The organism is Bifidobacterium colobi, assembly GCF_018555455.1.
Lineage (GTDB): Bacteria > Actinomycetota > Actinomycetes > Actinomycetales > Bifidobacteriaceae > Bifidobacterium > Bifidobacterium colobi.
In genome coordinates, this window is sequence record NZ_JAFEJU010000002.1 from 504011 (window position 1) to 525395 (window position 21385).

The 21385-nt window shown below is 58.4% G+C and carries 21 protein-coding genes; 13 read left to right on the top strand and 8 right to left on the bottom strand.

Annotated elements, in window-relative coordinates:
* Positions 1-138 precede the first annotated feature (138 nt).
* Positions 139-1461, bottom strand: coding sequence for an O-acetylhomoserine aminocarboxypropyltransferase/cysteine synthase family protein (locus tag JS530_RS04330; protein ID WP_214375956.1), 1323 nt, complete (start codon positions 1459-1461; stop codon positions 139-141).
* 445 nt (positions 1462-1906) lie between these two features.
* Here JS530_RS04330 and JS530_RS04335 point away from each other — a divergent pair, with 445 nt between their 5' ends.
* From JS530_RS04335 to JS530_RS04355, 5 genes are all read left to right on the top strand, one after another.
* Entirely contained in the window at positions 1907-3292 is a 1386-nt protein-coding gene (locus JS530_RS04335; RefSeq protein WP_214375957.1) for a M20/M25/M40 family metallo-hydrolase, read from the top strand.
* A 137-nt stretch (positions 3293-3429) separates the two neighbouring features.
* A complete protein-coding gene (gene metK, locus JS530_RS04340) occupies positions 3430-4623 on the top strand; it encodes a methionine adenosyltransferase (protein WP_214375958.1) in 1194 nt (397 codons plus the stop codon).
* On the top strand, positions 4620-5327 hold the full coding sequence (locus JS530_RS04345; protein WP_214375959.1) for a class I SAM-dependent methyltransferase: 708 nt from the start codon (positions 4620-4622) through the stop codon (positions 5325-5327). Before metK ends, JS530_RS04345 begins: the two co-directional genes overlap by 4 nt.
* 45 nt (positions 5328-5372) lie before the next feature.
* Positions 5373-5720, top strand: a complete 348-nt coding sequence (locus tag JS530_RS04350) for a hypothetical protein (protein WP_214375960.1) — start codon at positions 5373-5375, stop codon at positions 5718-5720.
* A gap of 32 nt (positions 5721-5752) precedes the next feature.
* Complete coding sequence (locus JS530_RS04355) at positions 5753-6481, top strand: class I SAM-dependent methyltransferase (protein WP_214375961.1); 729 nt, start codon at positions 5753-5755, stop codon at positions 6479-6481.
* A gap of 569 nt (positions 6482-7050) precedes the next feature.
* On the opposite strand, the gene JS530_RS04360 is transcribed toward JS530_RS04355, so the two are convergent.
* The 4 genes from JS530_RS04360 to JS530_RS04375 form a co-directional block, all read right to left on the bottom strand.
* Positions 7051-7494 (bottom strand): GNAT family N-acetyltransferase, encoded by a 444-nt coding sequence (locus tag JS530_RS04360; protein WP_214375962.1) that lies wholly within the window; start codon positions 7492-7494, stop codon positions 7051-7053.
* Positions 7495-7599: 105 nt separating this feature from the next.
* Complete coding sequence (locus JS530_RS04365; protein WP_214375963.1) at positions 7600-8625, bottom strand: D-2-hydroxyacid dehydrogenase; 1026 nt, start codon at positions 8623-8625, stop codon at positions 7600-7602.
* Between the two features lie 94 nt (positions 8626-8719).
* Positions 8720-9961, bottom strand: a complete 1242-nt coding sequence (locus tag JS530_RS04370) for a pyridoxal phosphate-dependent aminotransferase (RefSeq protein ID WP_214375964.1) — start codon at positions 9959-9961, stop codon at positions 8720-8722.
* A gap of 17 nt (positions 9962-9978) precedes the next feature.
* The gene (locus JS530_RS04375) at positions 9979-11106 is read right to left on the bottom strand and encodes an Ldh family oxidoreductase (protein WP_240541098.1); all 1128 of its coding nucleotides are present in this window, start codon (positions 11104-11106) and stop codon (positions 9979-9981) included.
* A gap of 386 nt (positions 11107-11492) precedes the next feature.
* On the opposite strand from JS530_RS04375, the gene JS530_RS04380 reads away from it, so the two are divergent.
* The 6 genes from JS530_RS04380 to JS530_RS04405 all read left to right on the top strand — a co-directional run bounded on the left by JS530_RS04380 (position 11493) and on the right by JS530_RS04405 (position 16555).
* Positions 11493-12254, top strand: a complete 762-nt coding sequence (locus JS530_RS04380) for an amino acid ABC transporter ATP-binding protein (RefSeq protein WP_214375966.1) — start codon at positions 11493-11495, stop codon at positions 12252-12254.
* Between the two features lie 69 nt (positions 12255-12323).
* Entirely contained in the window at positions 12324-13157 is an 834-nt protein-coding gene (locus tag JS530_RS04385) for a transporter substrate-binding domain-containing protein (protein ID WP_214375967.1), read from the top strand.
* An 87-nt stretch (positions 13158-13244) separates the two neighbouring features.
* Positions 13245-13907 carry an amino acid ABC transporter permease gene (locus tag JS530_RS04390; RefSeq protein ID WP_214375968.1) on the top strand — a complete coding sequence of 221 codons (663 nt, stop codon included), beginning with the start codon at positions 13245-13247 and terminating at the stop codon, positions 13905-13907.
* Between the two features lie 56 nt (positions 13908-13963).
* Complete coding sequence (locus tag JS530_RS04395) at positions 13964-14212, top strand: mycoredoxin (protein WP_214375969.1); 249 nt, start codon at positions 13964-13966, stop codon at positions 14210-14212.
* A 95-nt stretch (positions 14213-14307) separates the two neighbouring features.
* The gene (locus tag JS530_RS04400; protein WP_214375970.1) at positions 14308-15498 is read left to right on the top strand and encodes an amidohydrolase; all 1191 of its coding nucleotides are present in this window, start codon (positions 14308-14310) and stop codon (positions 15496-15498) included.
* 169 nt (positions 15499-15667) lie between these two features.
* On the top strand, positions 15668-16555 hold the full coding sequence (locus JS530_RS04405) for an SPFH domain-containing protein (RefSeq protein ID WP_425350850.1): 888 nt from the start codon (positions 15668-15670) through the stop codon (positions 16553-16555).
* Positions 16556-16641: 86 nt separating this feature from the next.
* Here JS530_RS04405 and JS530_RS04410 read toward each other — a convergent pair whose 3' ends face one another.
* Together JS530_RS04410 and murI are read right to left on the bottom strand one after the other, a co-directional pair.
* The gene (locus JS530_RS04410) at positions 16642-17490 is read right to left on the bottom strand and encodes a patatin family protein (protein ID WP_214375972.1); all 849 of its coding nucleotides are present in this window, start codon (positions 17488-17490) and stop codon (positions 16642-16644) included.
* 65 nt (positions 17491-17555) lie between these two features.
* Positions 17556-18350, bottom strand: coding sequence for a glutamate racemase (gene murI, locus JS530_RS04415; protein WP_214375973.1), 795 nt, complete (start codon positions 18348-18350; stop codon positions 17556-17558).
* A 51-nt stretch (positions 18351-18401) separates the two neighbouring features.
* Between murI and dapF the strand changes: the two genes are divergently transcribed.
* The gene (gene dapF, locus JS530_RS04420) at positions 18402-19295 is read left to right on the top strand and encodes a diaminopimelate epimerase (protein ID WP_214375974.1); all 894 of its coding nucleotides are present in this window, start codon (positions 18402-18404) and stop codon (positions 19293-19295) included.
* Positions 19296-19410: 115 nt separating this feature from the next.
* Here the strand turns inward: dapF and JS530_RS04425 are convergent, their stop codons facing one another.
* On the bottom strand, positions 19411-20178 hold the full coding sequence (locus tag JS530_RS04425; protein ID WP_214375975.1) for a vitamin K epoxide reductase family protein: 768 nt from the start codon (positions 20176-20178) through the stop codon (positions 19411-19413).
* A gap of 80 nt (positions 20179-20258) precedes the next feature.
* Here JS530_RS04425 and JS530_RS04430 point away from each other — a divergent pair, with 80 nt between their 5' ends.
* Positions 20259-21152, top strand: coding sequence for a PHP domain-containing protein (locus JS530_RS04430; RefSeq protein ID WP_214375976.1), 894 nt, complete (start codon positions 20259-20261; stop codon positions 21150-21152).
* Positions 21153-21385: the final 233 nt, after the last annotated feature.

Consider the following 21385-nt stretch of genomic DNA (forward strand, 5'->3'; position numbering starts at 1 on the left):
AGCCATTCCTGTTTGTCATGGTTTGTGTTGTGCACTCAATGATTGTGCGCTGTGATTGTGCGCTGAAGGCATAAGAAAAAGGACGATTGCGTATCGTCCTTTTTCTTACAACAGTTCCGCTGCGGTCAGTGAGCAGTATCAGCCATACACCTTGCCGAACGCCTGCTCAAGGTCGGCGATGATATCGTCCGGATTCTCCAGGCCGATGGAAAGGCGAATTGTGGTGGCATCCACACCGTTGATGCGGCGGGCTTCCTCGGTGAATTCGCGATGCGTGGTATTCACCGGATCCACAATCAGCGAGCGGACGTCACCGATGTTCGCCAAATAGCTGAAGAGCTTCACACTGTTGATGAATGCGGCGGTCTGCTCTGCGCCGCCTTCCAGCTCGAACGACAGCACCGAACCAATACCCAGCGGATAATGCTTGGCTACCAGATCAGCCTGCTTGCTGCCGGGTAGACCGGAATAATTGACGCGGGTCACATGCGGCTGCTGGGAGAGGTATGCGGCCACCTTACCGGCCGAAGCGGTCTCCTTGGATACGCGTTCGCTCAGCGTCTCCAAACCGATAAGCTGCAGATACGCTTCGAACGGGCCGAGCACGGCACCGGTCAGACGCAGGTACTTCAACCGGAGACGACGGATGAACGCCAACGGGCCTGCGGCTTCAACGAAGCTGCGCGGCGCACGGCCTGCCGCCTCGCCCAAAATGAACTCAGGGTTGGTGAACTGCGAGTATCGGCCGTTCGCCCAGTCGAAGGCATCACCGGAAGTCACCACACCGCCGATCGCATTGCCGTGGCCGCTCAACGCTTTGGTGGTGGAGTAGACGACGATATCCGCGCCATGCTCCAGCGGACGGTACAGGTATGGGGTGGGCAACGTGTTGTCGATGATCAGCGGAATGCCATGGCGGTGCGCCAGCTTGGCCAACGCCTCAACATCGGTGATCACCGTGGTGGGATTGGATACCGATTCGGCGAAAATCGCCTTCACATCGGTTGCTCCTGTGCCATCCGGGTCGCCGATCAATGATTCGATATGGTCGACATCATTGATGTCCTCCACAAAATCCGTGTGCAGGCCGAACTGAGGCAGCAGCGTGCGCAACGAATCGAATGTGCCGCCATACACGTCATACGGCGCGATGATACGGCCGCCGCCTTCCGCGGCGTTGAGCAGCGCATACGTGATTGCCGCCATGCCGGACGCCACAGCCACAGCCTCCTTGGCTCCATCCAATTCGGCGATGCGCTTCTCCAGAAAGGAGACCGTCGGATTGGAGACGCGCGAATACAGGAATCCCGGCGTATCGCCATTGGCCACATCATGGCCACGCTGCGAGTTCTCCAGCCAAAACGCCGCGTTCGAATAAATAACCGGCGTCACCGAATCGGCATTGGCGCCGGGGTTGAATCCCGCGTGCACCTGTGAGGTATCGAATTGATGATCGGACATGCAATAACCCCTTCTTGAAGGCAATGATTGATGGGAGTCGACCAAGCGGCTCCAAGCGCCGGCAATCCCCGGCCGCGCTTATGGCTCACAATCTATCAGCTTCATCATTGAGCCGTTCCGTGGAACCCATCGGTAAAATTTATGATGGTGTCAATGCTCTGATTATGGGCGGAACGGTCTTGCCAATCCTTCTATATCCGTTGCTTATAGCCTCCCTGGCGCTCCCGTTATAGCGGGCTTGCAACAGCGTTCCGCAAAGTGCGCAAACCCGCCATTCATGAGCGCGCTCAATATTCGACTTATATCACTATCGGCGTCAACACGGCCTTTTCGCCGGTTGACGTGGCGTAAGCAGCCCCATACGATGACCAGCAATTCAACATTGCGAGCCCGAACGAATCGGGGGATTCAATCAGCACAGGCGAGCAAAGATCGAGGGGTTCCATTGACTGACACCACACACGAAACAGTTGCCGGCACAACACAGCAGGCTGGCGATGAGGCGGTTCAGTTCCTGCAGCAGCTGATTCGGTTCGATACGCGCAACAACGGCGACGGCACCTGCAATGAGCGTCCCGCAGCCGACTGGGTCTCCGCCAAGCTTCATGAAGCGGGTATCGACGCCACCATCGAGGAAAGCGCGCCGGGCCGTGCGATTCTCAGCGCACAGATTGCCGGCAGCGATCCAAGCCTGCCGACGCTGCTGGTGCATGGGCATCTCGATACCGTGCCAGCCAACGCATCCGATTGGTACGTGGATCCATTGTCCGCAACGATTGCGGAAGACCGCGATGGCATCGAATGTGTCTGGGGTCGAGGCGCCGTGGACATGAAAGATATGATCGCGATGGCGCTTGCGGCCATCCGCTCGCTTGCCAAGCGAGGCATCCGCCCGCGGCGTAATGTGCGGTTCGTACTGCTGCCGGACGAGGAGGCCGGCGGTCATATCGGATCGGATTGGGTGGTGAAGCATCGGCCCGAGCTGTTTGCCAACGTTGGCTATGTCATCAGCGAAACCGGTGGTTTCTCCGATTATGTGGATGGCAAGCGCGTCTACTACGTGCAGGTCGGCGAAAAAGGTACGCAATGGTTCAAGCTGGAAGCCTCAGGCACGCAGTCGCATGGTTCGCAAATCAACGATAACAATGCGGTGGTGCGCATCGCTGAAGCTGCGGTACGGATTGCGCACTACGCATGGCCGGTGGAATTAAGCCCGGTGACGCGCGCGCTGCTAGGAGGGCTCGCCGACGTGGCCGGCGAGCCGGCGCACCAGGACGCGGAATCCGGCGCACACGCCTATGCGGCTCAGACGATTGAACGGCTGATTCAGTCGGCCGGCGCCACCGCGCCATGGGTGGCATCCTCGCTGCGCAACACATTCAACGTCAGCTCAATCGATGCGGGCAGCACGGTGAACATCGTGCCGGCAAAAGCCACTGCTCTGGTAGACGGTCGCGCTTTACCCGGTCAGGAAGATCGCCTTTACGACACGTTGGTTGCTCTGGCAGGCCCCGATATCGACGTGACGCCGATCCACCGCAGCAACGGTTATCTCACCGATCCTGATTCCGAACTGTTCACGGGCATAGCGGCCGTATTGCACGAGCTTGACCCCGATGCGCAGGTCCTACCGTTCCTTTCATCCGGCGGAACCGACAGTAAGGAGGTGAAACAGGTCAGCCCCCAGGCGCAATCCTGCGGATTCATGCCGCTCAAAGTGCCACAGGGATTCAGCTACATCGCACAATTCCATGGCATTGACGAGCGCGTACCGGTCGAGGCGCTGCGCTTCGGCGAACAGGCGTTGGAACAGTTCATCGCCACGTTCTAACACTGCTCACTCGCACTGCCAAGCTGTCGGCAAACACAGCACATATTCCATGTCATCAATCATCAATCATTAACGGCAAGCCAATCACAGTCAATCATCCATAGGGATACACAACACCAACAGAAGGGGAACCACCAATGACCAGACTGCTTACCTCCGAATCCGTAACCGAAGGTCACCCGGACAAGGTCTGCGACATCATTTCCGATTCGATTCTCGACGCCTACCTGAGTCTCGACCCGGATTCACGCGTGGCCGTGGAAACCTCCGCCAAAGACGGTCTCGTAGTCGTGGAAGGCGAAGTATCGGCACCGCGTACGCTCGACCATGTGGCCATTGTGCGCAAGGCCATCGCCGATATCGGCTACACGGATGCCGCCAGCGGTCTGGATCCCGAAGGCGCCGGAGTGATCAACAACATCCGCCCGCGCGAATTCGACAGCAACGACGGCGGTGCATGGGGCAACTACGGCGACGACAAGAAGGTCAGCAAGGAGGAAGCCTACAACACGTTCGGTGGTGATCAGGGACTCATGGTGGGCTACGCCGCCGACGACACCAAGGCGCTGCTGCCATTGCCGATCTACGCGGCCAGCCGTCTGGCCGAACGTCTCGCCTACGTGCGCAAAAACGGCATCATCCCGCTGCTGCGCCCGGATGGCAAGACCTTGGTTTCCGTGGAATACGCGAACGATAACATCACCTCCCCGCAAGCCATTCGCCACATTCTCATCTCCACCCAGCACTCCGACAAGATCGCCGTGGAAGACGTGCGCGAACAGGTGCGCAAGGAAGTGCTCGAACCGGTGCTCGCCACACTGGACGTGGACGCGAGCGAAGCGGAAGTGGTGATCAACCGTTCGGCGTTCATCAACGGCGGCCCCAAGGCGGACGCCGGTCTGACCGGACGCAAGATCATTGTTGACACTTACGGTGGCATCGCCGGTCACGGTGGCGGCGCGTTCTCCGGCAAGGATCCGCGTAAGCCCGACCGTTCCGCCGCGTACGCCGCACGTTGGGCCGCCAAGAACATCGTCGCCGCCGGCCTCGCCCGTCGTGCACAGGTGCAGCTCGGCTACTTCAACCGTGTGGCCAAGCCGATCACCATCGACGTGGAGACCTTCGGCACCGAAACAGTGGATCGCGAGAAAATCCAGCGCGCAGTGGCCGCCACATTTGATTTCCGCCAGCTGGCCATCATCGATGAACTCGACCTGCGCCGCCCAATCTACCGTAAAACCGCCGCATACGGTCACTTCGGCCGTGACGACGCCGACTTTACGTGGGAGCGCACCGATAAGGTCGAAGAACTGCGGAAGAACGTCAAATGACCGACGCATTCCGGCACGAATACTTTGACGACTTCGAGCGCGACCATCCGAACATCTTCGCGGCGAAGTTGAAGCTGCTGGAAACGGCAATCACCCTGGACGGTGCGCGTGAAACCGGATATACGGTGTCCGTGGGAGCGGGCACCGGCTCCTACGAAGCGGCCTTGCGCGCCGATGGCTACGAAACCAATCGGATTGTCGAACCATCGACGAACCTGGCCGCCGAGGCGCGCGCCCGCGGCTTCGACGTCACCGAGGCATTCGCGCAGGATGTGCCGTTCGAGGAATCCTCGATCGACACGATCTTCTACAACGGCAGCGCGTTCGGCTTCATCGACGAAAGCGACCTGCGAGACCTGTTCCGCGCGCATTACCGGCAACTCAAGCCGGGCGGCGTACTGGCATTGCTCGACGTGCCACCAGCCAGTGCGCTGGGCCTCGCCGTGCAAGCATCGTTCCTCATCGAACAGGAATCGTATATATCCGAAGTATTGCGCGCCAGTTGGTACAGTGCGGACACCCCGCGTAAGGAATACTGGCGCACCACGGACACCTACCGGGAACTGCTCGAATACGGCGGATTCACACAATTGCTCACATGGCAGACGCTGCGGCGGCACCTGATTTATCAGAACGAGAGCGTCGAATTGCCTGTTCCGGGATATCAGGAAGGCAGTTACGTGGCGCTTGTCGCCGTCAAGTAAGCGAGCTGTACAAGGCATTCGCCGAGAAAGAACAGGAGAAGAATCATGACCATCAATCATTGGGGCAAGGCTGTGGCAGGCGTGGCATGCGCGCTGCTGCTCACCGTCGGACTGGCGGCGTGCGGCAGCGGTGCGAACGGCACTGATGCAGCACAGTCGTCCACGACATCCAGCACATCCACTACCTCCAGCGACCATGCTGACCATGCCGAGCATGCCGAGCATGCTGAGCATGCCGAGCAGAGCAGCCAGAGCGATCAGCAAGCCGATTCGACTACCAAGTCGGGCACCGACCAAGTCACGGATAAGCTGACCGGTCAAACCGACACGGCAAATTCAACGGAAAGCGGCGAGTCCTCGTCCGGCGGCTCCGGCTGCTGCAACGAAGAGTAAACCGGCGGTACGCCAATACAGAAGGGGACATTATGGCGGAACCATATATCGACCGATATCAAGACAATGGAGCGATCCTCGACGACACGTGGAAGGCTCGCCCCAACATCTACGAGTCGCGTTTGCGACTACTGCACCGGGCGCTCACGACCAAAGACCCCGGCAAGATTCTGTCCATCGGCATCGGATCGGGCATTTTCGAAACCCTGCTGCGCGAGCGGTACGGCATCGAAGTGGCGGAAGCCGTGGAGCCCTCGGCCTCCCTGGGCGCCGAAGCCTGTAAGAAAGGGCTGACCGTTGCGCAAAGCACCGCGCAGGACTACGACTATGCGGGAGCGCCATACGACACCATCGTCTACAACGGGTCAAGCTTCGGTTTCATTCCGGACGACGAGATCGAGGCGACGTTTGCGCGTAATCGCGACGTGCTGGCGAGCGGTGGGCGACTGGTGCTCACGGATGTGCCGGCGGAGAGCGCGCTCGGAATTATTCTGCATCTCGCGCAAAAGTACAACATCGACCGCGCGGATATCGATGAGCTCTTAGCCGGAACCACGTTCTTCAATCTCAATACGCACGCGTACAAGCCGAACTGGCATACGATCAGCTGGTACGCCGCATTGCTTGAGCGCATCGGCTTCCATGATCTCAAGTTCTTCCAGACGGTGCTCGCCAATCCGCCGTATCAGAAGGATGCCGTCGAAGATCCGATCGAGGGGTATACGCAAGGCAATTACGTGGCCATTGTGGCGAGCAAGTAGCCCGCCGTGGTGCCGGTGGAGCCGCTTACCTGTTCGTCGCTCTGCCGGCCAAAAGTAACCCCATCGTAAGCCGGTGAGGACCGGAAGTGGCACAAGCCCGTCTGCCGGCAGCCATCAGCAGTGTGCGTGGAAGTGGCAACGACACCCTGACGGTAGCCATCAGCAGTGTGCGTGGAAGTGGCAACAAGCCCGCCTGCCGCAGACATCAGCGGTGTGCGTGGAAGTGGCAACAAGCCCGCCTGCCGGCAGCCAAACGTCCGTATGTACGCGCATTTCACGAAGCCTGCGCATACATACGGCTGCTTTTGAGTGAGATTATGTCCGTATGTACGCGCACTTCACAGGGGCTGCGCATACATACGGACGTTTTTGTGCCTGATTTTGTCCGTAAGTACGCGCGGTACTCGTCGGTTGCGCGTACATACGGACGTTTTGGTGAGCTGGTGGGGTGATTTGGCGAGCTGGGACTGATTCGGAGGGTAGAATCGCCCCCGGATTAGCTCAGCTCGGCTCCGGATTAGCCCGGATCTGTCCCTGATTAGCCCGAATCGCTCCCAGGTCAGCCCGATTCACAGCTCGTGATCGAAGTAGATCACGTCAGGGCGGGTGTTCCAACCCTGCTTCTTCCAGAATTCCTGACCCTCATAGTTGTCGGCCACCACCAGAATGCCGATTTTCACGATGCCGATGGCCTTGAACACATCGTAGATGCGGTTGATCAGCGAAGTGCCGATGCCATGGCCGCGCCACTGCTCGTCTACCGCCACGTGATACAGGTAGCCTTTGCGTCCATCGTTGGCGCCCAAAGCGGTAGCGATCACATGACCGTCCGGGTCGGTGGCAACGAAGCAGGTGTCCGGGTTCTCGCGCAGTAGCAATGCGATGCCGCCATACGTGTTATTGAGCTGCTGCAAATGCATGCCGGGCGTACGCTCCCACAATGCATAGGCTTCCTCGTAATCCTCGGGAACCATGCGCCGAATACGTACACCCTCGCTGTGCCAAGTGGTCATTGTTGTGAAGCTCCTCTCATGCTGGATTGGATGGTTGTTGCAAAAACTGTTGATGCTGCGCCCGCTGTAGCATTACGCTGACATTATTGGGGCATTATTTTGGCATTACTTGATATGCGATTGATTATCGTATGGTGCGATCTCATGCGGACTGGTGCCACCGGTGATCAGCGCGAGCGCATCATCCAGGGACTGCCACACCATGTTCTTGACCGCAATATCGGTGAAGAATGCGATATGCGGTGTAATCACCACGTTCTCCATGGCATGAAGCGCGTTGTAATACGGGTTGTCGAGGGGCTGCTCGGCATCCAGTTTGTTGCCGAACAGTGTCGCCTCACCTTCCAGCACATCAATGGCCGCTCCGGCTATCTCGCGCCGGTTGAGCGCATCGATGAGCGCCGGCGTATCTACTACGCCGCCGCGCGAATTGTTCACGAAGTAGGCGGTGGGCTTCATCTGCGCGAACTGTGAAGCGTCCATCAGATGCCGGGTGGTCGCATCAAGATACGTGTGCATCGTGACCACATCCGCGCGGGCCAGCAGTTCATCTTTGCTCACCCAGGTCAGGATATCGTCCAGCTCATGGTTCGGCGCGATATCGTTGCCCAGCACCGTGGCGCCCAGTGCATGGAAGATGCGGGCCACCGTGGAGCCGATACGGCCCACGCCGATAATGCCGATGGTCAGTTCGCTGATCTCACGCGAAATCAGACCGTACACCGAGAAATCATGACGGCTGGCGCGGTCGTCGAACTGCGGCACATGGCGAATCAGTCGCATGATATGCGCCAACGTCAGCTCGGCCACTGCGGAGGGGGAGTAGGAGGGCACGTTGGTGACGCGAATATGATTGCGCGCTGCCTCCATCAGATCGATGGTGTCGTATCCGGCTGAACGCAGCGCAATCTGCCGAATGCCATAGGCGTTGAGCCGCTGATAGAAGTCCGGACGATTGCTCGGCGCGCTCCGCTGTTTGTACGAGATGCCGTCGAATCCCTCGATGGTGTGCAAGGTGTCCTCGTGCAGTTCGAACGGGAAGCAGGTTACCTGGATGCCGTGGTCGGCGGCCCATTGTTCGGCGAACGGCTGCTCTTCCTCAATGCAATGGTAGACGGCGATGGAAGTCATGATGATGGTCTTTTCTGCTCACAGGTTGGTTGATAACGGCTGATGTGATGGCTGATGTGACGGCTGACGGCTTGGATGTCGAAGACAGTGCAGGCTACTGATCGGCGGCGTCGGATGCGCGAAACGCGCGAATTCGCGCCACCGCCTCGTGCAATGTCTCCATGCTGGCCGCGTAGCTGAAGCGAACATGCCGTGAGTCGCCGGGAGCGAACGCTTCGCCTGGTATGCCGGCCACCTGGGCTTGCTGAGCGAGCAGTCGCGCGTAGTCGTAGCCGGTGCCGTGGAATTCATCCGGTACTTGGACGTATACGTAGAATGCGCCGGATGGTCGGGCCATGTTGTAGCCCAGTGCGCGCAGTTCGCCGACCAGATAATCACGGCGGCGTCGATACTCCTGAACCATGCGATCTATGGAAGCGTCCCCCTGCTCATAGGCGACTTGTGCGGCATCCATGGTGAACGTGGCCGCGGTGGAGACATGGATTTGGTGCACTTTGGCCACTTCGGCCACCAAGGCATGCGGTCCGGCAAGAAATCCAAGACGCCAGCCGGTCATCGCATAGCTTTTCGACGTGCTGTCCACCACGATGGTGCGTTCGGGGGCGAATTGCGCGATGGATGGCGCAGGATGCGCATCATAGCTGATTTCCGCGTACACTTCGTCGCTTAAGACGGTCACATCGTAACGGTTCACAACATGGGCCAATGCGCGCAACTGTTCGGCGGAGAGCGTGACCCCAGTGGGATTGTTCGGCGAGTTGATCGCCAGAACCGTACGCTTTCCTTGCGCCTTAGTTGAACGCAACGCGGATTCCAAAGCCTCAGGCGTAAGCACGAAACCACTATCTGTGGTATCGATGGGTACCAGTGTGGCACCGGTGAGCTTGGCCATGCTTGCATACAGGCCGAACGCAGGCGTCGCATACACGAGAGCGGCATCCGGTCCCAGCAGAGCAGTCAATGCACTGCTGATCGCCTCGCTCGCTCCCTCGGTGACGATGATGTCCTCGGCTGCATAGACGAGGCCGCGCCGGCGTTGAAGATAGTCGGCGATGGCCTTGCGCAGTCCGGGTGTGCCGGCGTTCGGCGAATAATGCGTACGATGATGCTTAAGGCTCGCCACAGCGGCTTCGGTGATGAAATCCGGCGTATTGAAATCCGGTTCGCCCAAGGTGAGCTTCAGAATGCCGGGGATGGCGGAAACCTCACGGTCGAACGCGCGAATCACCGACGTGGTGATATTGCCCAACTGGGGGATCACGGCTGGTGCAAAATCATCATGATGCTCGGCTGCGGTAGCTGCTTCGGTAGTGATGTTCGATGACTGCTGATTCATGTGCTGTGGCTGATCTTTCATTCGTGATTGGTGCGACTGCCCAAATTCGCTGATGCGGGATTTGCATCAGCATCGGCAATCCCATCCGGCACTGGTTCGCCTACGCGCTCGCTGATGGTCTGCAATTGCGCAAACGTAGCCGGATCTATCGCAATTGAATCGATATTGCTGCGAGCTGCGATGCGTTCTTTGTCGCCTGCCACCAGCACCGGATGACCATCAACCGAGGGCAGCGCGCGCAGTCTGGCGGAAAGTGCGGCGACGCGCTCGCTGATTACAGCGGCCCCGCCGAACGCATCCAAGTCGATGGCGGCGAAACAGTGGCAGATATGCTGGCCATGCATGTCCCAGGAGAGTATGCCGCCGGAAAGGACGCCGGTCAGGATTTCCACAATCAGATTGAGGCCATAGCCCTTGTACCCGGCATTGAGTTCCCCGGAACCGCCGAGCGGCGTCAGTCCACCGATGCGATGTTCGGCGGTGATTTTGCTCATCATGCGTGCGCTGTCATGCTCGATGGCACCATGCTCGTCTTCGGCCCAGTCGCCTTCGATGGGTTCGCCGAGTTTGGCCAAGACCTCGATTTTGCCCAACGACACCGTGCTGGTTGCCGCATCGTAGACGAACTGGTCGCTGCCGTGCCCCACGGCGAAGGCGATGGGATTGCTGCCCAACGCCGGCAATCCGGCATGCGTGGGCACGGCCAAAGGATTGCTGTTGGTGGTGGCCACGCCGATGAAGCCTTGGTCGGCGGCTATGCGCGCCCAGAATCCCGCGGTGCCGAAATGATTGGAATCACGAACCGAAACGATGCCGATGCCATGCTCGCGTGCTTTGCGCATGGCCAGTTCCATGGCATCACGGGAGATGAGTTGCCCCATGCCGCTATGCCCGTCCAATACGGCGCAGGCCTTGCAATCGCTCACCACACTGATGCGGGCCTTCGGATCAATCATGCCGTGGCGCAGCTTGTGATCGTACATGGCCATGCGCTGCACGCCATGGGAGGCGATGCCATGGCGGTCGGCGTCAATCAGCGTTTCGGCGATGAATGCCGCATCCGACGCGGAGAATCCGCGATGTTCGAAGACGGAGGAAAGAAACGTCTGTAACGCTTCCGTTCGGACCCGAACATAATGCGACATCACGATGTATCTCCCCAAACCTTGCATACCGCGGCAACGGCTGGTGCCGGCGGCTCGTCGTACTGGTCATGAACCTAGCACGGCTCGGCGGTGGATTACGGGGCGTGGCAATCGGGAAATCCGATAACCGGTTAGAAGTCGGCTGGATTATCGCAAGAATTGCCGGTCTCGTCACGGCAATATCGCTACAAGCGGAGGCCGTGGTGTGCGCGCGTACCATAAATAAAGCCTCGAAAGGCGCTGATTGCGCCGCATTGCGCGGGATGCGATAGCCGCTTATAGGTAAACCGTATAACCACGCCACCACGCCAGCGGACAGGCGTGGTTATAGTAAGTCAGATAGTGAGGTGAACTGAGCCTTACGAAAAGAGTACGAGAGGACGCCAATGATTCAGATCAGGGGAGTAAGCAAAAGCTTTGCAGGCACCAAAGTGCTTGACAGGCTTGACCTTGATATCCCGAGAAAAAACGTGGTCACGGTCATTGGTCCTTCCGGTTCGGGTAAATCCACGTTGCTGCGCATTCTGGATTTCCTTGAGCACGCCGATGCCGGTACGGTTGATTTTGGCGATGGTGCCGTGGATTTGACCACCACCAAGGCCGCCGAGATTCGCAAGGTTCGTTCCAAAATCGGATTCGTATTCCAAAACTACAATCTGTTCCTGAACAAGACCGCGTTGCAGAACGTTGCGGAACCCCTGATTTATGCCAAGGGAATCAAGCCCGGCGAAGCGCGAACGATTGCCGCTGAACAGCTTGATCGCGTGGGTCTTGCCGATTTTCAGGATCGTTACCCCAGCACGTTGTCCGGCGGCCAGCAGCAGCGTGTGGGCATCGCCCGCGCAGTGGCTCAGAATCCGGAACTGTTGGTGCTTGACGAGCCCACTTCCGCATTGGATCCGGAAATGGTCAACGGTGTGCTGGAAGTCATCAAGCAGCTCGGCAAGGAAGGCATGACCATGCTGATGGTCACCCATGAGATGCGTTTCGCTTACGAGGCGTCGAATCATGTGGTGTTCATCGAAGGCGGCCACGTAATCGAACAAGGCGATCCCAAGCAGATCTTCGAGCATCCGCGCGAGCAGCGCACCGCGGAGTTCCTGTCGTCTACCAACAACGTACTGATGATTCCCGCAGCGCAGTCCTGATCTCAGGTACGCATGCGACTGTTCCATTATCAACTGTGACACTATCAATACAAGAGAGAGGATTTTGATATGTCCAAGAATCACGTTATTCGCAAGGCCGTGGCCCTGCTGTCCGGTGTGGCAGTGCTGTTCTCCCTGGCCGCATGCGGTTCCGCATCCGCCGGCGATTCCGGCTCCGGTTCCGAGTCTTCCAGCGCACTGGAACAGGTCAAGAAGGCCGGCAAGATCGTGTTCGCCACCGAGGGTACCTATGCTCCGTTCAGCTACCACGATTCCAAGACCAACGAACTGACCGGCTACGACGTTGAAGTGGCCACCGCCATCGCCAAGGAGATCGGCGTCAAGGCCGAGTTCGCCGAGGGCAGCTTCGACTCCCTGCTCGCCGGCGTGGATGCCAAGAAGTACGATACGGTAGCCGACCAGATTTCCGCCACCGACGAGCGCAAGGCCAAGTACGATTTCTCCGATCCGTACACCTACTCCTACGGCGTGGTCATCACTACCAAGGAGAACCCGAAGGGTGTCAAGTCCTTCGACGATGTCAAGGGCCTGAACGCCGCCGAAACCGGCACCTCCAACTGGAACAAGACCGCTCAGGAGAAGGGTGCCACCATCGTGCAGGTCAACGACTTCGGCCAGGCCGTTGACGCACTGACCACCGGTCGTGCCGACGTGACCCTGAACGACGGTCTCGCCGCCCTCGACTACCTGAAGCAGAAGCCGGACGCGGACATCAAGATCGCCGCCAAGTCCGAGAAGACCCCGGCCGCCTACCTGCCGTTCCGCAAGGGCAGCGACGATCTGGTCAAGGAAGTCAACAAGGCCATCGCCACCCTGCAGAAGGACGGTACCCTGACCAAGATCTCCGAGAAGTACTTCGGCGAGGACTTCTCCCAGAAGTGATCGCTTCAAGGCTAAGCTAGCCTCAACAATGACTCCCCTCACACCGAGGGGAGTCGATGCTGTTTATCACACAACAAAGGAAGACCAATGGATGCACGAGTATGGGGAATCATTGTAGATTCCTTTACCAAGCTACTGATTCCCGGTATTACCGTGACCATTCCGCTGACGTTGATTTCCTTCGCCATTGGTTTGGTATTGGCCATCGTCGTGGCACTGGTTCGCGTGGCCAAGGTGCCGGTGGCTTCGCAGATCGCATGGTTCTATGTGTGGGTGTTCCGTGGCACGCCGCTGCTGGTGCAGCTGTTCGTCATCTTCTTCGGCCTGCCATCGGTGGGCATTACGATTCCGGCGTTGCCATCCGCGGTGATTGCATTCTCGCTGAATGTGGGTGCCTATGCTTCGGAAACCCTGCGCGGTGCGATTCTCGCCGTGCCGAAAGGCCAGTTGGAAGCCGGCCTGTCCGCGAACATGCCATACGTGACGATTATGCGGCGCATTATTCTGCCGCAGTCGTTCCGCTCGGCCTTCCCGGCCTTGTTCAATTCATTCATCGCTCTGGTGAAGGACACCTCGCTGGCGGCCAACATCACCGTGGTGGAGATGTTCATGTCCGCGCAACGTATCGTGGCCATCTACTATGAGCCGCTCGTGCTGTACATCGAAGTGGGTCTCATCTATCTGCTGTTCTGCACGGTACTGGGATGGCTGCAGGATTACTGCGAGAAGAAGCTCAACGAACACTTCTGATGTCTTCCGTTGTTCTCATGTATCTGTGATTTTTTTGATGAAAAGGAGATAGCGATATGGCTATTGACGTGTATGGTGCAAGCTGGTGCGGCGATTGCCACCGTGCCAAGGCGGCGTTGAACGATCTGAATGCTCCGTTCACCTGGCATGACATCGAAACCGAGGAAGGCGCGGCCGACAAGGCTGAGACCATCAGCGGTCAGAAGCACATCCCGGTGGTCGTCTACTCCGACGGCGCCTTCCAGGTGGAGCCTTCCGCCTTGGACATCAAGCACAAGCTTGAAGAACTCGGCGAGCTCAAGTAGCCCGCTTCCCGCATGGTTCGGCTCCCGATAAGGGAGCCGTTCGCATATCTGGACCTCAGTCATGACACCAATACGAGAAGGGAAGTGAATCAATCATGACCGACACCACAGCGACTGCATTGCAGCAGCAATTGGCAGCCTACTACACCTGGTTCCACCAGCATCCGGAGCCTGCATACCAGGAATTCGAAACCACCGTGCACATCAGGCAGATTCTTGACGAACAGGGCATCGCAGTACTGGATTCGGGCTTGCCAACCGGCGCCATCGCCAGTATCAAAGGAACCGCAGGACCCACTGCTTCCGGTGCCGGGCATGTGGTGGCGATTCGCGGTGATATCGACGCGCTGCCAATCACGGAAGACACGGGGGTGACGCATCCCTCGCTGAATGTCGGGTACCTGCATGGCTGCGGTCATGACTATAACCTCACCGTGGCATTGGGCGCGGCCATCATCCTGAACCAGCGGCGTGCGGACTTCGCCGGAGAAGTCAAAGTCATTTTCCAGCCGGCCGAGGAGGTCGCCGCCACCAAAGAGACGCCGACCGGGGCGGTGAGCGTACTCAACACCGGAGCGTTGGACGATGTCGAGGCGTTCTTCGGCACCCACGACACCAATCTGGGCGAGCCCGGCAGCGCGTTGATCTCAGCCGGGCCAGACAGCGGCGCCGTCGATAAATTCCGCATCACCATACACGGGCGCGGCACTCACGCCGCACGGCCACAAGGTGGCGCGAATCCCATTCGCGTGGCGGCGGCCATCATTGAGGGCATCCAGTCGATTGCCGGGCAGGACGTTGACCCGGTGCATCCGCGCGTGGTGACCGTAACCAATATCGAAGCGGGCAATACGTGGAATGTGGTGCCGGATACCGCGTTCCTGCAAGGTACCGCGCGCACCGCGTATCCCGAAGATCGCACGGTGATTAAGACCCGCGTCGAGGCGTTGGTGCAGGGGATTTCCACCGCGTTCGGTGTGAACAGTGATTTCGCATGGGAATACGGTTCTCCATCCGTGGTCAATGATGCCGACTGGGCGCAATTGGCCGCCGATATTGCTCAGGAGCTTGGTTTCGAGGTGCAGCCTTCCGCACCGTCGCTCGGTGGTGAGGATTTCTCGTATTATCTTGCTCAAGCGCCCGGCGCCTTTATTCATTTGGGTGTTGGCAATGCGGATCGGCCAATGCACGGGCCCACGTTCTTCGCCAACACCGATGCCATTGCCGAGGGTGCGGATCTGCTGGCCACATTGGCTGAGCGTGCGCTTCATCGATTGGATGCATGAACGCAGCATGAACTTTCCGCCCATCATGCCGTGAAACGCATGCGAGGTCTATCGGTTCCCCGCCTTGCACTGGTAGCATGGGACTTGTTGGGTTGCGGCATATCGTCATGCCGCGCTTGGCCCTGTGAAAGGGGGCTTTATGACCATCGCAGCCATGTTGGGAGGAACCATGCTGTTGCTGCTTATCCTGCTGGTTATTATCATTCTGCTGCTGTTCGCCGCAATCTATGTGGTGCCGCAACAGCAGGCGTACATCATCGAACGATTTGGTAAGTTCCTGCGTGTACAGTTCGCCGGCATTCATGTGCGTATTCCGTTCGTCGACCGCATCGCCATGAAGACGAACATGCGCGTGAACCAGTTGAACGTGCAACTGGAAACCAAGACGTTGGATAACGTGTTCGTGACCGTGGTGGCATCCACCCAGTTCCGTGTGAATCCGAACGACGTTGCCACCGCCTACTACGAGCTGCGCGATCCGGCCGGCCAGCTGAGGAGCTACATGGAGGATGCGTTGCGTTCCGCCATCCCGGCCCTGAGCTTGGATGACGCGTTCGCCCGCAAGGACGATGTGGCCTTCGACGTGCAGAAAACCGTGGGCAATGAGATGAGCCGCTTCGGTTTCACTGTGGTCAAGACGCTGATCACCGCCATTGATCCGAGCCCGCAGGTCAAGAACGCCATGGATTCCATCAACGCCGCACAGCGTGAGAAGGAAGCCACCCGCCAGCGTGCGGAAGCCCAGCGTATTCAGATTGAGACGCAGGCTGCCGCCGATGCCGAGAAGACTCGTCTTCAGGGTGAAGGCCAGGCCAACTACCGCCGTGAGATCGCCAACGGTATTGTCGACCAGATCAAGAGTCTGCAGGCCGTGGGCATGAACATCAACGACGTGAACAATGTGGTGCTGTTCAACCAGTACCTCGACGTGATGCGTTCGCTGTCCGAATCCGGCAACGCCAAGACCGTGGTACTGCCGGCTTCCACGCCTGGCGGTTATCAGGATCTGTACGAGCAGGTCACCAAGGCCATGCTCACTGCTTCGGAAACCAAGTAACCTGTTAACCCCACCACCCCTCCGTTGACTGACGGTTTTATAACAAAAAACGTTATAAAACCGTCAGTGAGCGGGGGTGCAGCTGATTACTTGCTGAGGAACTCGGCAATGGACTCGGCTGCCGCGTACCCCTTGCGGTACATCATTTCCAAGCCTTCGAAATTCTTCTTCAGCGTATTGAGACCATAAAGATCCTCGGGAGCCAGAATCAGCACCTTGCCTTCGGCCTCATACTGTTTGGCCAGTTCAATCTCATCGTTGTAGGTCTTGTACCGCATGCGCAGACGCTCGGCGGCGGCCGGGTACGTGCGCTCCAGAATACGTGCCGGCGGCAAATCCTTGCGCTGCTGGCGCACCTCATCGCGAAGACGCGAAAGAATCAGGATCACGCGCTCGTAACCGTCATCCAACGCCTTCTGCACCGGTACGGGATCGGCAATGCCGCCATCGAAATACGGCACGCCATCCACCACATACGGCTCGCAGGCCACCGGTACGGCGGACGAGGCCTTGACGACATCGAAATCATCAAAACGAATACGTGATTTGTCGAAATACTTGGTCGACCCATCCTCGGCATTGCATGCCACCACGGTAAATCCGGTGGGATTGGCCTCGAACGCCTCGAAATCCACCGGGTATTCGCCATCATGATTGCTCAACGTGCCGTAGATGTAGTCGAGATTAGCGAAATTATGGTTCTTGAAGAAGCTTTCCGCGCTGGCATATTCCTTACGGAACGCGTACTTGGTGTAGAACGTATGGTTCCGGCCATGCTGGCGGGCGATGAACGAGGTCATGTTCGCAGCCCCGGCGGAAACGCCGTAACACATATCCACATCAATACCGTCTTCAAGCATGCGATCCATCACGCCGCAGCCGAATATCGCGCGGAACCCGCCGCCCACATCGATCATCGCGGTTGTATATGCCATAAGTGTTGTTCCCTTCTACCAATACTGATTGAGAGCTTACGCGCGTCAGCCGAACACCCGAATAATCATCGGTTCAACAATTCGCGGGAAAGCTTGGCGATCCGTTCGGACGGATCGGAATTAGACAATTCCACACTGCCGTGAGCGTCTTCCGGAGCCAGCTTGCCCAAGGATTCAAGCACCACGCGCAGATGCCGCACCGTACCTTCGTTGCCGTCGATGATTGCTGCGCGCTCGGGCAGCAGTTCGCGGAAGTAGTCGCGGTAGAACACGAAATGCGTGCAACCCAGCACCACCGAGTCGATGCGGTTCAAATCATACTGATCAAAATAATGATGCAGCGTATCCATCACCAGCTGATGATTGCCAAGCTGCCCGGACTCCACAATCTCCACCAGATCAGGGCAAGGCTCCTTGTAAATCTCATTATTCGAATCGAAGCGTTGCATGAGTGTGGCGAATTTTTGTTCGCGCAACGTGAGGGGAGTGGCGGCCACAATCACGCGCTGTGGAATATGGTGAGGATCGGATGGCACATCGCCGCGATCGCACGCCACTTTCAACGCCGGTTCCATGCCGATGATTGGAATATCATAGTGATCGCGCAAATCGTTGACGGCTGCGGAAGTGGCGGTATTGCAGGCAATCACCACGGCTTTGACGCCTTGGTTCACGAATCGCTCAACAATCGCGAAACTCAACGCCTTGACTTGCTCAGGTGTTTTGGTGCCATATGGAGCATTGGCGGAATCGCCGAAATACAGCACATGCTCACCCGGCATATCCTTGGCGATCTGCTTGGCCACGGAAATACCGCCAAGCCCGGAATCGAACACACCTATTGGCGCCGACGAACTCATGCCTGAATCCTTCCTGTCATTGTGTCGATTACTAGAGTACTCTTACAAGGCATGAGTCTTCCGAAGCAAGTAACCAAAGCGCACGCCACCGGCAATGATTTCGTGGTCTACCTCGACCGGTCCGGCAAGTTCGAACCCACCCCGGACGAGGTGCGATTCCTGTGCGACCGTCATTTCGGCATTGGCGGCGATGGTTTGATTCGTCTGACCCGCCCGGATTTCGTATCCGATTTGAGCGACGATCAGATTGCACAGATGCTGGCTGGCGGCGCTCGCTGGTTTATGGATTACCGTAATGCCGATGGATCGTTGGCGGAAATGTGCGGCAACGGTACGCGTGCCATCACCTTGTTCGCCCAGCGTGAAGGCGTGGCGGACTCCACTGAACCATTCCGACTCGGCACGCGCGCGGGAGTGAAGATCCTGACGCCGAAAGGCAATATGAAGCCGTATGGAGCCGACGTGTTCCAGGTGGAGATGGGCGCGTGGAAGATCGGTGAACTCGATGCCTACGAGGTTACGATTCCCGGTACCGCCGGTTCTGCTCGCGGCACGTTCGTCGACATGGGCAATCCGCATGTGGTGGCGGTGATTGAAGACGCGTTCGCTTCGCTGCCGGTGGTTGAAGACCTTGATTTGGTGACCAAGCCGGTGGTGGCACCAGAAATCAAATCCGATCAGAACGTGGAATTCGTGCGCGTCGACGAGATCGATGAGGAAGCAGGCTCCGGCGAGGCCACGATGCGCGTCAACGAGCGCGGTTGCGGCGAGACTTTGTCGTGCGGTACCGGACTGTGCGCCACGGGCATTGTGCTGCGAGCCAAGACCGGCATCGACCACTGGGATATCACCGTGCGCGGCGGCACCTTGCGCGTGGATGTGAGCGAGACGGATGTGAAGCTCACCGGTGCGGCCACCCTCGTGGCTGATATCGCGCTGCTGTAGCGCTGCAATACAGCTGTTGCAGGCGACTGCTGCATACATCAACTGTTGCAATAACGAACTGTGGCTGCCTCCCGGTAACGAGGGGCAGCCACAGTTCATTATTGATTACTGACTCTTATGCGGCGAACAGCGCCGAGCCTTCAGTCACAAATATCAGCGCCACAATGGCTACGATCCACAGCACATCGACCATGAGATCAAAGTTCAAGCGATAGTACTTGTTCAGTCCAGCCGGCACTGCTCCAGTGCTCTTGCTGCTCGGCAGCTCTTGCACGGCAACGGTGGCGTGGCTCAGTGCCATGAACTGGATGGTGGTGGAGAACATCAGCGTCAAGCACCATGGGCACAGCGCATGAATCACGAACAATGACTGCGTGCTCAGCCAATACGAGTAGGCAAGTGCGGCCAAACCGCCCAGCCACGTGCAGGTGGCGAACCAGCGCGGTACCCGTACGCGAGCCAAACCAATCACCGCAATCGTAATGAATACGGATTCAGCGGCGATGCCGAAGAACGCGTTCGGATAGCTTAATCCGCCGAACTTTACGATTTCCGCCTGCCAGGACTGCGCCACGGTAGTGCAGGAGATGACCGCGTTCACATCGCATCCAAGCTGTGCTTCGGGATGGCGAGCCAATTGGAGGGTTTCGGCGGACAGGATGAACGAGGTGCCAAGCGCCACTACCGAGGCGAGCAGCATGATCAGGTAGGTCCAGGTGGCGCTGTGCCGCCAGCCGGTCAGCGGACTGGTTGTGAGCGAAGGCGCGGCTGCGGGCGCGGCTGTAGAGTCGCTGGTAGTTTGGCCGTTGGCGTGGGCCTCGGCTCGGTCCGCAATCGTGGTGGTCTGTTTGTTGTTCTGCTTGGTTGTAGTGTTACGAGTCATGATTCCCCTCAGGTTTGATTGCTCACTACCTTAGCCGCGACCCTCGCCGGAGTTCCGCTGACGGCCTGAATGCGGTTACGATGGAACGTATGACTGACTATGCGATGCCTGTGGCCCCGCCGAAGACCGGGTGGGACATTCATTGCCACACCGTGTTCTCCGATGGCACGGAGACACCGGGTGCAATGGCCCGCGAATGCAAGACGTTGGGTTTGAAGGGCGTCGCCATCTCCGATCATGACACCACCGCCGGCTGGCAGGATGCCGAAGCGGGGGCGCGGGCGGTCGGACTGCCTTTGCTGCGCGGCACGGAGATCACCGCCACGGATCAGGGTGTTTCGGTGCATATGCTCGGATTCCAATACGATCCCGAAAGTCCGCATATCGTGAATTTGTTTGCGGCGACTCGGGCTGCGCGATTGCGTCGCACGCAGCACATGGTGGAATTGATGGCCAAGGATTACCCGATTTCCTGGGAGTCGGTGTTGGCCCAGGTCAAGGAAGGCGGCAAAACCACGATAGGGCGGCCGCATATTGCCGACGCATTGGTAAGCGCCGGAGTGTATCGCAATCGTTCTGAGGCGTTCGCCGATGCGGTCAACTCTTCGTCCAAGTATTACATTCCAACGCCGTCGCCCACCACGCATGAGGTGGTGGCCGCCGTCAAGGAGGCTGGCGGTGTGATTCTGGTGGCTCATGCCGCGGATGTGAGCCGTAATCGCCGACTGCTCTCCGATGAGCAGATCGCAGCGCTCGCCAACGAGGGCTTGGACGGTTTGGAAGTCTGGCATCGCGGCAATCCGCCGGAGCAACGCGTGCGTTTGCTGGGCTTGTGCCGTCGGTTCGGATTGTTGGTCACCGGCGGTTCGGATTGGCATGGTGCAGGCAAGCCGAACCTGCTGGGCGAGAACCTCACCGATGATGCCACGGTTGCCGAGATCGTGCGCAGAGGCGTGCTGCCGCTGTATCGGTAGGTATCAGCAAATGGCGCATTGCACATTGCGCTTGAGTCAAGGCGCTTGAACTCAGTTTTTGCGTACTGTGCCTATTGCGCTGTTTGAAGTCTTGAGGCATGTAGCGCGCACTGTGCAAGCGTCCAAGCGGAGCGGTAGAAGTGAAGTGTTTTTCGTGAAAGAGACACGAAGGAGAAATGATGGTGAGTGAGAAGCAGGGCGGGAGCGCCACCCCCCCTATGAGCATTCTGCTG